Genomic DNA, 12,241 nt, shown 5'->3' on the forward strand with positions numbered 1-12,241 from the left:
GCTTATACCGTCTTGCTGACGGTGATTCCCAGGCGGGTCAGGGCCAGTTTCAGGGCATCGGCCAGATTGGCCTTGGTGACCACGCCTTGCAGGTCCAGGCCCAGGTGCACGATGGTCTGGGCGATCTGCGGACGCACGCCGCTGATAATGCAGTCAGCACCCATCAGGCGAATGGCGGTCACGGTCTTGAGCAGGTGTTGAGCCACCAGGGTGTCGACGGTCGGCACGCCGGTGATGTCGATAATGGCGATTTCCGAGCCGGTATCGACGATCCGTTGCAGCAGCGATTCCATCACGACCTGGGTGCGTTGCGAGTCCAGGGTCCCGATCATCGGCAGCGCAAGAACGCCGTCCCACAGTTTGACCACCGGCGTGGAGAGTTCCAGCAGTTCTTCTTGCTGGCGCTTGATCACCGCTTCGCGAGATTTCTGGAAGGTGCGGATGGTGTGCATGCCCAGCGCATCGAGCAGTTCAGACACTTCCCAGAGCTGCTCGCCGAGCACCGCTGGACTGTCTTTGTAATGGTTTTGCAGCAGGCCAAACAGTGGGCCTTTGAGCGAAAAGATGAAGCTGGCGGTCTGGTGCGAGTCCTGGCCGAGCAAGGCGCGGCTGTGAGAGAGCTTTTCAAGGAACTGGCGCGCTTCATCCCAGCCTGGCGCAGAGACATTTGGCCCGTTGCCGTTTTCCAGCCCACTGACCACCAGGTGCAGGAACTCTGCGGTTTGCTGCTTGAGTTCCTGTTCTTTGAGATTGCGAGTAGCACCATTGGCTTCCAGGCCCTTGATCCATTCGTTGAGCAGTTGCGCTTGGTTATTTTTCATCGCATCGAGTGTGCTGATTTGCAGTGCTGCCATGTCCATGTGCTCCTGAATGAGTCTTTCCCGGTTCCATTGAAAACGACCGGCGTGAAGTCAGTGACCTTTGCCGAATGAAATAGTTGTGCGTTTCGCGCAGGTTATTTTCATTACGACCGTAAGTAGCCCGGTAACTCTAGTCGGCGCTGCCTTAAGCGGCGATTTTTTGGCTGAGAATCGGGGGAGGCCAGGACCATTCAAGCAGCTAAAAAGAAGACCGCATCAGCGGTCTTCCAGGTGAGTCATTTATCAGGGTGGGCGGCCTGGAGCTTTTTCGCCATGGCCAGGTGCTTCTCAAGGGCGGGCAGCATTTGCTGGGCAAAGCCTTTTAACGCGGTGGCGCCTTTCTCCTTGTCGTCCGTCACGGTATTGGCTTCTTTTTTGAACAGCTCAATGGTGTCTTCGTGGGCTTTGACCTGATTGTTCGCATAGGCCGCATCGAAGGATTCATCGCGCATGTCGAGAATTTGCTCCTTGGCTTGTTTGACCAGGGTCGTGCTGTCCGGCACCTTGATGTCATGCTTTTTCGCCAGGGCGGCCAGTTCGTCGTTGGCCTTCGAATGATCGGTGATCATCATATTGGCAAACGCCTTGACGTCCGCCGACTTGCTTTTTTCCAGCGCTAAACGGCTGGTTTCGATCTCTGCAATGCCGCCTGCGGCCGCACTGTCGACGAAATCATTGTTAGTGGCGGCAAATGCCGTGCCCATGCTGGCGCTCAAGGCAACGGCCAGGGCGAGGTGGCGCAGGGTGAATCCGTCCATTGGTTTTTCTCCACACAGGTTTTTGAAAGTGATCCAGTGATCGTTAATCTGTGGAGGCCGGGTTTTGGGCAAAGGTTTTATCGCATTTGCGACAGGACGACGAACGGACACCGCTGGTCTGACAGGTGGTCGACAGAACCCTCAAACCAAGGCCATTCTGATACTTGGTGAACGCAATTCGATCGCGTTTGCTACCGATCATCAAACGGAGGTGTTCCATGCCGGTGCCCCATGACCTGTTTCAGGACTTGAAGGTTTCAAAGGAAGAGATCCAGCAAAAACGCACCAAGGATCCGTTACTGGATTCACTGATCAACAAATATTCCCAGGCGGATGCTGACGTGGTGAAGGCCGAGACCGCGTCATCCGATGCGCCCAGTGATGATGTGTTGAAGAAGCTCAAGGAGAAGCGATTGCAGGTCAAGGACAAGATCGTCCAACAATTGCAGGCATCGTCCTGACGCGCCGTCTCGAGCCACCGACGACCGGTGTCGCACAATTTGGAACGGCGTAATCACCGGCACCTCGAATGTGAAGAGTCATCATTAATGACTCCCTGAGAGGTGCCTTATGTCTGATCCCGGATTTCCGAGTGAACAGGAGGGCGGGTATGACCCGATGCCCACTGGTCCTGAGCCCGACCCGTACGACATCGAACCCGAACCGGATCCTGAAGATGACGACCCTGAGCGCGTGAATAAAGAAACAGCTGACAACGCTGATCGCGAATAACCCACACATCCCCCTTTAGGAGTGAGCCTGCTCGAGTGAGCGTCGTGTCATTCGACATTCATATCGACTGACACGACGCTATCGCGAGCAGGCTCGCTCCCACATGGGTTCGTGTTATTTCTGGAGGGCGGTAGTGAGCGGCAACCGCGCCATGTTCATTGCCTTCAGCGAACCGAAATACAGCCAGTCCCCATACTCCCGCACCGTGGTAATCGGCGAATAATTGCCGCTGCTGGCGTCCTGCAGATTGGCAATCACCTTGCCATCCAGATCCAGCCCCAAGGCAAAGGCGCGTTTTTCCACCGGTTTAGGCAGCACGGTCATCGCCCGGGCAATCATCTTGCGCACGAAAGGGTGCGATGCCGTGCGGTCGAGCAACGCATTGCGCGGTGCATAGAGCGCCACCCAGTAGCGGTCGTGGCCATTGAATGAAAGGTTGTCCGGCAGCCCCGGCAAGTTGTCGATAAACAGGTCGTGCGTGCCGGCTTTCGGCCCGGTCAACCAATAGCGGCTGATGCGGTAAGCGCCGGTTTCGTTGACCAATACAAAACTGTCGTCCGGCCCCAGGGTAACGCCGTTGGCGAACTCCAGCTTGTCCAGCAACACGCTGGTTTTTCCGGTCTGGAAGTCATAACGCAATAAACGGCCATCGCCGCCATGTTCAATGATCGCCTCGCCATCCTTGCCGTAGCCCCAACGGCTGGAGGCGTCGCTGAAATAGGCGAAATGCCCCTCTGTGTCGATGGCCACGTCATCGGTAAAACCAAACGGCACGCCACCTGCCGTGGTGGTCAACGGGATCAATTGGCCTTGGGCATCCAGCGACAGCAGCCCTTTAACCCCGTCCGCGATCACCAGCAATCCATTGGGGTGACGCGCCAGGCCCAAGGGTCTGCCGCCGGTATCGGCCAGCACCTTGGTTTGTTTGCCGTCGATGCTCGAGCGAATCAACCTGCCGTCATGCAGGCCGGTGATCAGCGTGTCACCCTCCAGCAACAACGCTTCGGGTCCTTCAATATTCGCCGGGCCGACACGCTCCACGCCTTTGAGGCGCTGATTGTCGGCGTAGACACCGCTGGTGAGGGACGGCGCCGGTGGCGGATTCCAGGTGACCGGTTCCACTTTGGTCGGGAACAGCAACAGGAACGCGCAAAGAGCGATCAAGAGCAGGGCCAGTAGATGTCGGAACTTGATGATTCTTTTCACACGTTGGCTCCGGCAGGTGTCAGTTGTTTTTGCGCCATCTCCCGCAAGGCCCGCATCGATTCGGCGGATTCACGCTCGATACGCCGTTTGAGCAGCAGCTGATTGGCAATGCGCATGCCAAAACCTTCGAACTGATAGTCCAGGGTGCGAATAAATTGCGTGCCGTTGCCTTCGGTCGCACATTCGTAAGTCACCACCAGCGACAACCCGTGATCGCCCCGTGCCTGGGCACTCCAACGACGCCCCGGCAGGTATTCGTTGACCTCCCAACTCAAGTGCCCGTCGCGGCCGCCGGCCCTGATGTCTTCCTCAAATCGTGAACCGGCGTGCAATGGGCCGCCCTGACCGTCAACCTTGAGTGAGGAGGGATGCCACTCCGGCCAACGGGTGACGGTGCTGGCGTAGGCGAGCACGTCAATCGGGTTTCCTGCGATAGCGATCTGGTGCTGCATGCGGGTCATGGGCGTTCTCGTCAGGGCCAGAGGGGCAGGGTCCGGTTCCCGGTAAAGGGTGCCGAACAGGTAATCCATCAGCGGAAGCACGATGTTGAAATTGCGTTCCTGCATCAGCTCGTTGCGGTGATGCAGCTCATGCAGACGGCGCATCTGGCGAATCCACGGCAAACGCGTGACCGGGTTGCCGGGCGGCAGGTGCTCGCAGGCATGAAACACTTCATAGGTCAGGTAGCCGAGGACAAGACAGCCACCCACCAGGCCGGCGACGTTGGTATTGAACTGATCAATCACCCACCAAAGGGGCAGGGCAATAACGGCGGTGTACACCACGATCAGCCAGGCTGGAAACAGAATCACCCGCCAGTCCCGGGCGCTGTCGTAGGTCATGTGACCGGGTGCGAAAAAGCTGTGATGGTCGCCGGCATGGCGGGCGTAGAACATCCGCGCGAAGCGCTTTTTGTGATGCCCCAGATGTCGATGCACCATGTACACGCCGAAGTTGAAGAACAACAGCGTGATTGGCACGGCCAGCCATTCCAGCGGCTTGACCTGATGCACGGTGCTCCAGAATCCGCCGATGGTCAGCACCCCGAACACCAGCACAAAAGCGCCGTGCAACCATGGGTTGTAGAGGGGATAAATATCGGCGCGATAGCGGCTACGGAATGCCTGGGTGGTTTGCCTCACTGCGCTCACCTCTGGTTATTGTTATAGCCAGCAGATTAGCTGAACTCCCCGCAAAGACCTGCGGCAACTAGAGGACACAAGCGCCATGATCCGGTGTGTTCAGCTCAACGGGTTCCAGCGTTGCGACCAGTCTTCATCAGACTGGATCACCTCTCGCAATAAATCGAATGCCCGTTGCAGAGTGACCGAGTCGCGATCGCGCGAGTACACCAGGTAGGTCGGATAGCTGAATTCCGGGGCCTTGGGCACGGGTTCCAGTACACCGCTTTGCACATAACTCTGGACCACGCGCGTGCGGAAGTAACCACTACCGCCGTTTTCCAGGATGTACTGCAAACCGAGTGGGCCGAGGTTGAAACTCAACGCGGCTTTGGCTTTTTCCGGCAGGGCTGCATCGTGCTGGCGACGGAAACCCGCGCCCCAGTCGATGTACACGTAAGGATCGGGTTTGCCGACCAATCGCACCAGCACCAGTTTTTCTTCCAGCACCTGCTCGACTTGCAGGCGTGGCCAGTATTCCGGCTGATAAACCAGCGCCGCATCGAGCACACCCAGCTCCAGTTGTCGCAAGAGGTGTTCGCCGTCGCGGATGTCCATGCGCAGGGCGTGGCTGGGAATTTTCTCGCGTAGTTCGCCGGCCCAGCGGAGCATCAACGGATTGCACAGGCTGACCTCGCCACCGATGTGCAGCACATCGCGGTAACCCTCGGGCAACGGCAAATCCCGACGCGCCGCTTCCCAGGTCTCGACCAGTTGATTAGCGTACACCACGAAGGCTTCGCCATTGGGCGTCAGACGCGCGCCGGCGCGGTTGCGCACGAACAGCGTGCTGCCGAGATGGCTTTCAAGTTTCTGCACGCGAGCGGTGATCGCGGTTTGGGTGACATGAAGCTTGTCGGCCGCTGCTGCCAGGCTGCCGTGGCGGACGATTTCCAGAAAGGTGCGGGCGAGGTCGATGTCCATGGGAAAGCCGGTGCGGGAAGTGACGGCATTGTAAACGGATACGCGATGGTCAGCTTAGGTAGCCGCTACCGAAGGCTGAGACTGGCTGCGCAGCTGTGCCCACTGCGCCACCAATCGCACCGGTGTCTCATACGGTTTGCGCTTGAAGACAAAGTTACGGCACTTCTCGGCGAACTGTTTGCGATTGCGCACCATGTCCCGTTCCATCTCCGCCAACTCGGCGTCTCTGCATTGCTGCATGAGACGGGTATCGGGTCGATGCTTGCGCTCTCGCACAGCGGCGTACGCCGGGTCGGTCAACGCGTCGCTCGCCCGTTGCAATAACCACACGCCAAACGCTTGCGGGGAATGTGGACCGATTTCCTGGACCATGCCCCATTGCATTGCCTGGATGACGCTGATCGGCAGGCACTCCTCGGTGAGTTTTTCCGCCATCTGCCGGCCGACGGCGCGGGGCAGGCTGTAGGTCCAGTATTCAGAGCCGTACAACCCCATGGTTTTGTAATGCGGGTTGAGTACGATGTCCGCGCGGGCGAAGACTATGTCAGCAGCCAGCGCCAGCATCACGCCGCCGGCTCCGGCACTACCGGTCAGGCCGCTGATTACCAATTGCCGGGCGCTGAGTAACTCCTGACAGACGTCGTCGATCGCTTGGATATTGGCCCAGGCCTCCTGCTCCGGAACCGTGGCGGCCTGGATCACGTTGAGGTCCACGCCGTTGGAGAAACTGCCGCGCCCCCCCTTAATCAACAGCACTTGGGTGTCGCGGGACTTGGCCCATTGCAGCGAGGCCATCAGGCGCCGGCATTGTTCAGTGCTCATGGAGCCGTTATAAAACTCGAAAGTCAGCTCGCCGACATGCCCGCATTCTCGATAGCGGATCGGTTGATAGGTTTGAGTGTTGTATGGGGTTGAGCTGATTGATCCGTCGAGTCTGGGCACATCACGCAACTTTTCGGCGAGGACATGCCGGGCGGGGCGTTTGAAGGTTTCTTCGCCGGGCCGGGGTTTGCTTCGCAACGAGCCGATCCACACACTGCTATCCCCGGTGGCGACCAGCACTGCTTCGTCGAGCACCGCCAGAATCTCCCCAGGTGTGCCGCTACGTGAATCCAGATGGGCGTCGTACACGTAGTACTGACCACCTGCCAGGCTTGCCAAAACACCGGGCTGTCCGTCGGCGGCGTCGATGCAGCGTTTGATGAAACGCGAGCAGTCGTGCCAACCGAAGGTCCGATCATCCTGCTTCATGTTCGGCTGCAAGCGGCCCAATACAGAGGGATTTTTATAATCCACCGATACGGGCACGAAACCGTTGGTGAATTTGTCCACGACATCGCGAATGCAATGGATCGCCGCATCGCTGACCGGTCCGTTGTACAACTCGGATTTGCGCAGGCCCTGGGGCAGGTTGAATTCGCAGGTAGACCAGACCGGCCCGGCGTCCATTTCTTCCACCGCTTGCAGCGCGGTGACGCCCCAGCGGTCCAGCTTACCGATAATGGCCCAGTCCAGTGCGCTGGCGCCACGGTCACCAACAATGCCCGGATGAATAATCACAACGGGTCGTTCCGCGTTGTTCCACACGTGCTGCGGCACCCGGTCCTTGAGAAACGGGCAGATCACCAGATCGGCGCCAGACTGCTCAATCTGCTCGCAGACTGATTTTTCATCGGTGAACAGCACGACACTGGGGCAATGCCCCCACTGGCGTAACTCCAGCCAAGCCCGTTGGCTCAGGCCATTGAACGCCGAACACAACAAAATAATGTTGAGAGGTCGCATGTTTGACTCTTCCTTGAGAATGTTCAGCCATTGGCCTCGAATCAGCCGTCCATGGCGTTCGATGCAGCGCGCCATTCCCGCTGCTTGTTTGTTACCTGGAAGAGTAAAACTAGAGTGCTTGCACTGGCGCCTGTAAGAACTGACAGTTCTTTAGAACTGTTTGCGATGTCAGGGTGGCAAACAACTGTGGGAGCGAGCCTGCTCGCGATGGTGTGTCAGTCAACATCAATGTTGAATCTCAGACCGCTATCGCGAGCAGGGCCCACAGAGGATTGCCGATGTAGGCGAGGTCATTGATCAAAACGCAAAACACGAACAACCAAACGCCCCCCAAAATCCCTGGAAGTCACTGACCGGCGCTGAGGACAACCGGGCCCGCTCATGACTGTGCGCATGTACCGCGCAGGCACCAACACACTGGTGCACCTGCGCAGTCATCGGCGTCAGATGTTTCCAGTGTCCCGGCACCTTGGCGACCGGTGACCACTCAGGCACCACAGGAATGGGCGCAGGCCCAAGTTTTTCGAACTCACTGGTGGCATGCACAATTTTGCCGTCGACAATGGTCAGCACCGACTCGATCCATTTGATCGCCTCATCTTCGATGTGGAAATAGTCTGCCGACAGCGCGATCAAATCCGCCAATTGCCCGACTTTGATTTGACCCTTCTTGCCTTGTTCCGAAGAGAACCAGGCGCTGCCATGGGTGAACAGTTCGAGCGCCGTATCGCGGCTCAGGCCTTGCGGGTACAGCTCCAATCCGCCGACGGTGCGGCCGCTGACCAGCCAATACATCGAGGTCCAGGGGTTGTAGCTGGAAACGCGCGTGGCGTCGGTGCCGGCGCCGACCGGAATTCCTTCGGCCAACATGCGCGCAATCGGAGGCGTATGTTCCGCCGCCTTGGCGCCATAACGGTCGACGAAGTATTCACCCTGGAACGCCATGCGGTCCTGAATCGCAATGCCACCGCCCAAGGCTTTTACCCCTTCGATGTTCTGCGGCGTAATGGTTTCGGCATGGTCGAAAAACCATGGCAGACCATTAAACGGAATGTCGCGATTAACCTTCTCGAACACGTCGAGCATGCGGCTGATGGATTCGTTGTACGTCGCGTGCAAACGGAACGGCCAGCGCTGTTCCACCAGATGCCGGACCACCGGTTCCAGCTCCTGCTCCATGGTTTGTGGCAAGTCCGGGCGCGGTTCGAGGAAGTCTTCGAAATCCGCCGCCGAGAACACCAGCATTTCCCCGGCGCCGTTGTGCCGCAGGAAATCGTCACCCTGGCCGTAGTGAGAAGTGCTGGTCCAGTTTTTGAAGTCGGTCAGCTCCTCCTTGGGTTTCTGGGTGAACAGGTTGTAGGCGATGCGCACCGTGAGTTGTTGGTCTTTGGCCAGTTGCTGGATGACGTGATAGTCGTCGGGATAGTTCTGATAACCGCCGCCGGCATCGATGGCACTGGTGATGCCAAGGCGATTGAGTTCGCGCATGAACTGGCGGGTCGAATTGACCTGATACTCCAGCGGTAATTTGGGCCCCTTGGCGAGGGTCGAGTAGAGAATCATCGCGTTCGGCCGGGCGATCAGCATGCCGGTGGGATCGCCATTGGCATCGCGCTGGATTTCGCCACCGGGCGGGTTCGGCGTGTCGCGGGTGTAGCCGACCACTCTCAGTGCCGCGCGGTTGAGCAGGGCGCGGTCGTAGAGGTGCAGGACGAACACCGGGGTGTCCGGCGCCGCTTTGTTCAGTTCATCAAGGGTTGGCAGACGTTTTTCGGCAAACTGGAACTCGTTCCAGCCACCGACCACCCGCACCCATTGCGGCGTGGGGGTGCGATCGGCCTGGTCCTTGAGCATGCGCAAGGCATCGACCAGTGACGGCACGCCTTCCCAGCGCAGCTCGAGGTTGTAATTGAGGCCGCCCCGGATCAAATGCAGGTGCGAGTCATTGAGGCCGGGAATCACCGTGCGACCGTGCAGATCGACGATTTGCGTGCCGGGGCCTTGCAGGGCCATGGCCTGGGCATCGCTGCCGACCACGACAAATCGTCCGTCCTTGATTGCGACAGCGCTGGCCTGGGGCTTTTTTCGATCAACGGTGTGCAGGCGTCCGTTGTACAGAATGAGGTCGGCCGGAGTATCGGGCATGGTTTTACTCCCTGCGAATAGCGGGCTGATCCAGGCACCGACAGCACCTGCCGAAAGGCCTTGCAGTACACGTCGGCGGTTGAAACCGTCAGGGGCATCAGGTGGGCTCATGGCCGTGCTCCACGCAAAATAAGTCGGGGGCAAACAGCCGATCCCTGATGGATGCGGCCAGAAGGAATATAGACGGTGAATCCGCAGCGGGGCGTTTTCCAGGGATCGAAAACGACGAATCCCGCCACAAGGGGCGGGATTCGTTGATAGCCAGACAGGTTCCCGAAGGTCGGAAACCGCCGTCTTAGCTTGGGAACAGCTCGGACAGTTTCATCGCCAGCATCATGTCGCCTTCAGCGCGCAGTTTGCCGCCCATGAACGCTTGCATGCCGTCGGTCGAACCGTCAACGATGCCTTCCAGGGTTTCGCCGTCCATCACCAGGGTGACCTGGGCGTCAGGGTTTTCGCCTTCTTGCAGCTCGCAGGTGCTGTTTTTGACGATCAGCGAGAAGTTCTTGGTGTCGTCGATGCGGAAACCGAATACCAGGTCCAGACCGGCAGCAGCGGCTGGGTTGAACTTGGCTTTCATTGCTTGTACGGCATCAGCTACGGAGGTCATGGTTCGATCCTTTCTTGGGTAATAAGAGCAGGGTAATTACAGCTGGGTGATTACAGCCAGGGTCACAATAGTCCGGACTCAACGAAACGTGATGAGTTCCGGGGCCTTCAGCAGTTGCAGGTGTGCATGACTGTTGAAGGAAGCCAGCGCCACCTCGCGACCACGGAACTTCAAGTGGTTGAGCGAGGTGTTGACGATTTGCCAGTTCAGTTCGAATGCCTGCCGGGCAGGCATGTGTGTAATGAGGTGGAGCAGGGCAGTGATGGTGCCACCGGAGGTAAACACGGCGATTTTCTGGGTGCTGTCGGCACTTTCCAGGATTCGTTGCAGGCCGGCTTGCACGCGCTCAACAAAACCCAGCCAGCTTTCCAGGCTCGGCGTGTCATAGGTGCCAGCGAGCCAGCGTTCGATGATCAGGGCAAAGATGCGCTGGAATTCGGCGCGGTTTTGCGCGGCGTTGCGCAGGATGTCCAGCGCCTCGGGTTCGTCCTCCAGCATGGCCGGCAGCAGCGCGCGGATGACCGCGTCGGCGTCGAACTCATTGAAGGCAGGATCGATTTCCAAGGTCGGCACTGGCAGGCCCACGGCGGCATACTGTTCCAGCGCGCTGTTGGCGGTATGTTGCTGACGGCGCAGGTCACCCGAGAGGCAGCGATCGAAGCTGATACCCAGCTCGGCCAGGTGTTGGCCGAGGATTTCTGCCTGGCGAATACCGGTCGGCGACAGGACGTCATAGTCGTCTGCACCAAAGGAGGCCTGGCCATGTCGAATCAAATAGATACTGCCCACGTCCGCGTCATCCCGGTACGTTGAAGGTTTGGCGAGGTTATGAGGATGGCGCTGAGCTGTCAATGAAAAAACATACGCTTGTTTGAAATGGCCGTTACAGGCCTGTTGCCAGAGGTTTCACGGCTGGTCGTCGGGCTGGCGCATGGGTATGCTGAACACATCCCGCGCGTGTTTAAGCCGCGCATCGTAATGAAGGAGTCACTGTGGAGTTTTTGTCCGAATACGCCAGTTTTCTGGCCAAGACCGTGACACTGGTGATCGCCATTCTGGTGGTCCTGGCTAGTTTTGCGGCGTTGCGCAGCAAAGGTCGACGCAAGTCGGCCGGCCAATTGCAGGTCAGCAAACTTAATGATTTCTACAAAGGGCTGCGTGAACGCCTGGAACAGACCTTGCTCGACAAGGACCAGCTGAAGGCCTTGCGCAAGTCCCAGGCTAAATCCGAGAAAAAGCAAAAGAAAACCCCCGAGGCCAAACAACGCGTGTTTGTGCTGGACTTCGATGGCGACATCAAAGCCTCAGCCACCGAGAACCTGCGCCACGAAATTACTGCGCTGCTGACGCTTGCTACGCCCAAGGATGAAGTGGTGCTGCGCCTGGAAAGCGGTGGCGGCATGGTTCACAGTTACGGCCTGGCGTCCTCGCAACTTGCGCGCATCCGCAATGCTGGCGTGCCGTTGACCATCTGCATCGACAAGGTCGCGGCCAGCGGCGGCTACATGATGGCGTGCATCGGCGAGAAGATCATCAGCGCGCCGTTCGCGATCCTCGGCTCGATTGGCGTGGTGGCGCAACTGCCCAACGTCAATCGCTTGCTGAAAAAACACGACATCGATTTCGAAGTGCTGACGGCCGGCGAATACAAACGCACCCTGACCGTGTTTGGCGAAAACACCGAGAAGGGGCGTGAGAAGTTCCAGGAAGACCTGGACATTACCCATCAACTGTTCAAGAACTTCGTCGCGCGTTATCGCCCGCAACTGGCCATCGACGATGTAGCCACGGGTGAAGTCTGGCTCGGTGTCGCAGCCCTCGATAAGCAACTGGTCGACGAACTCAAGACCAGCGATGAATACCTCGCCGAACGGGCAAAAAATGCCGAGCTCTTTCACCTGCACTACGCGGAACGAAAAAGCCTGCAAGAGCGTATTGGCATGGCGGCCAGCGGTTCGGTCGATCGTGTATTGCTGACTTGGTGGAGCCGATTGACCCAGCAACGCTTCTGGTAATCGCCAGCGCGACATCGTGCTGAAG

At 58.4% G+C, this 12,241-nt stretch carries 12 protein-coding genes; 3 read left to right on the forward strand and 9 right to left on the reverse strand.

The window, feature by feature from the left end; all coding sequences use genetic code 11:
* Positions 1–2: 2 nt before the first annotated feature.
* Both J2Y56_RS00175 and J2Y56_RS00180 read right to left on the reverse strand, forming a co-directional pair.
* Positions 3–854, reverse strand: a complete 852-nt coding sequence (locus tag J2Y56_RS00175) for an STAS domain-containing protein (protein ID WP_310347735.1) — start codon at positions 852–854, stop codon at positions 3–5.
* Between the two features lie 242 nt (positions 855–1,096).
* Complete coding sequence (locus J2Y56_RS00180) at positions 1,097–1,618, reverse strand: DUF4142 domain-containing protein (RefSeq protein ID WP_310347737.1); 522 nt, start codon at positions 1,616–1,618, stop codon at positions 1,097–1,099.
* A 218-nt stretch (positions 1,619–1,836) separates the two neighbouring features.
* On the opposite strand from J2Y56_RS00180, the gene J2Y56_RS00185 reads away from it, so the two are divergent.
* Together J2Y56_RS00185 and J2Y56_RS00190 are read left to right on the forward strand one after the other, a co-directional pair.
* On the forward strand, positions 1,837–2,079 hold the full coding sequence (locus J2Y56_RS00185; protein ID WP_007946484.1) for a DUF465 domain-containing protein: 243 nt from the start codon (positions 1,837–1,839) through the stop codon (positions 2,077–2,079).
* Positions 2,080–2,188: 109 nt separating this feature from the next.
* The gene (locus J2Y56_RS00190; protein WP_310347738.1) at positions 2,189–2,350 is read left to right on the forward strand and encodes a hypothetical protein; all 162 of its coding nucleotides are present in this window, start codon (positions 2,189–2,191) and stop codon (positions 2,348–2,350) included.
* Positions 2,351–2,464: 114 nt separating this feature from the next.
* Here J2Y56_RS00190 and J2Y56_RS00195 read toward each other — a convergent pair whose 3' ends face one another.
* The 7 genes from J2Y56_RS00195 to J2Y56_RS00225 form a co-directional block, all read right to left on the reverse strand.
* Entirely contained in the window at positions 2,465–3,556 is a 1,092-nt protein-coding gene (locus J2Y56_RS00195; RefSeq protein ID WP_310347741.1) for an SMP-30/gluconolactonase/LRE family protein, read from the reverse strand.
* Positions 3,553–4,698 (reverse strand): SRPBCC family protein, encoded by a 1,146-nt coding sequence (locus tag J2Y56_RS00200; protein WP_310347743.1) that lies wholly within the window; start codon positions 4,696–4,698, stop codon positions 3,553–3,555. The genes J2Y56_RS00195 and J2Y56_RS00200 overlap by 4 nt, the downstream gene beginning before the upstream one ends.
* Positions 4,699–4,797: 99 nt before the next feature.
* Positions 4,798–5,661 carry a LysR family transcriptional regulator gene (locus J2Y56_RS00205; RefSeq protein ID WP_007946489.1) on the reverse strand — a complete coding sequence of 288 codons (864 nt, stop codon included), beginning with the start codon at positions 5,659–5,661 and terminating at the stop codon, positions 4,798–4,800.
* Between the two features lie 54 nt (positions 5,662–5,715).
* Positions 5,716–7,446, reverse strand: coding sequence for a hydrogenase maturation protein (locus J2Y56_RS00210; protein WP_310347746.1), 1,731 nt, complete (start codon positions 7,444–7,446; stop codon positions 5,716–5,718).
* Between the two features lie 297 nt (positions 7,447–7,743).
* A complete protein-coding gene (locus J2Y56_RS00215; protein WP_310348335.1) occupies positions 7,744–9,591 on the reverse strand; it encodes an amidohydrolase in 1,848 nt (615 codons plus the stop codon).
* A 295-nt stretch (positions 9,592–9,886) separates the two neighbouring features.
* A complete protein-coding gene (locus J2Y56_RS00220; RefSeq protein WP_007976511.1) occupies positions 9,887–10,201 on the reverse strand; it encodes an SCP2 sterol-binding domain-containing protein in 315 nt (104 codons plus the stop codon).
* Positions 10,202–10,279: 78 nt separating this feature from the next.
* The gene (locus J2Y56_RS00225) at positions 10,280–10,990 is read right to left on the reverse strand and encodes a histidine phosphatase family protein (protein WP_310347751.1); all 711 of its coding nucleotides are present in this window, start codon (positions 10,988–10,990) and stop codon (positions 10,280–10,282) included.
* A gap of 203 nt (positions 10,991–11,193) precedes the next feature.
* On the opposite strand from J2Y56_RS00225, the gene sohB reads away from it, so the two are divergent.
* Positions 11,194–12,216, forward strand: coding sequence for a protease SohB (gene sohB / locus J2Y56_RS00230; protein WP_007946494.1), 1,023 nt, complete (start codon positions 11,194–11,196; stop codon positions 12,214–12,216).
* Positions 12,217–12,241 lie beyond the last annotated feature (25 nt).

This window comes from Pseudomonas sp. BE134 (assembly GCF_031456105.1).
Classification (GTDB): Bacteria; Pseudomonadota; Gammaproteobacteria; order Pseudomonadales; family Pseudomonadaceae; genus Aquipseudomonas.

Excerpts from the sequence above, each read along its gene's own strand:
- J2Y56_RS00190 (WP_310347738.1), top strand. The coding sequence starts at position 2,189 with ATGTCTGATCCCGGATTTCCGAGTGAACAGGAGGGCGGGTATGACCCG.
- J2Y56_RS00175 (WP_310347735.1), bottom strand. The coding sequence starts at position 854 with ATGGCAGCACTGCAAATCAGCACACTCGATGCGATGAAAAATAACCAA.
- J2Y56_RS00220 (WP_007976511.1), bottom strand. The coding sequence starts at position 10,201 with ATGACCTCCGTAGCTGATGCCGTACAAGCAATGAAAGCCAAGTTCAAC.
- J2Y56_RS00205 (WP_007946489.1), bottom strand. The coding sequence starts at position 5,661 with ATGGACATCGACCTCGCCCGCACCTTTCTGGAAATCGTCCGCCACGGC.
- J2Y56_RS00185 (WP_007946484.1), top strand. The coding sequence starts at position 1,837 with ATGCCGGTGCCCCATGACCTGTTTCAGGACTTGAAGGTTTCAAAGGAA.
- J2Y56_RS00215 (WP_310348335.1), bottom strand. The coding sequence starts at position 9,591 with ATGCCCGATACTCCGGCCGACCTCATTCTGTACAACGGACGCCTGCAC.
- J2Y56_RS00210 (WP_310347746.1), bottom strand. The coding sequence starts at position 7,446 with ATGCGACCTCTCAACATTATTTTGTTGTGTTCGGCGTTCAATGGCCTG.
- J2Y56_RS00180 (WP_310347737.1), bottom strand. The coding sequence starts at position 1,618 with ATGGACGGATTCACCCTGCGCCACCTCGCCCTGGCCGTTGCCTTGAGC.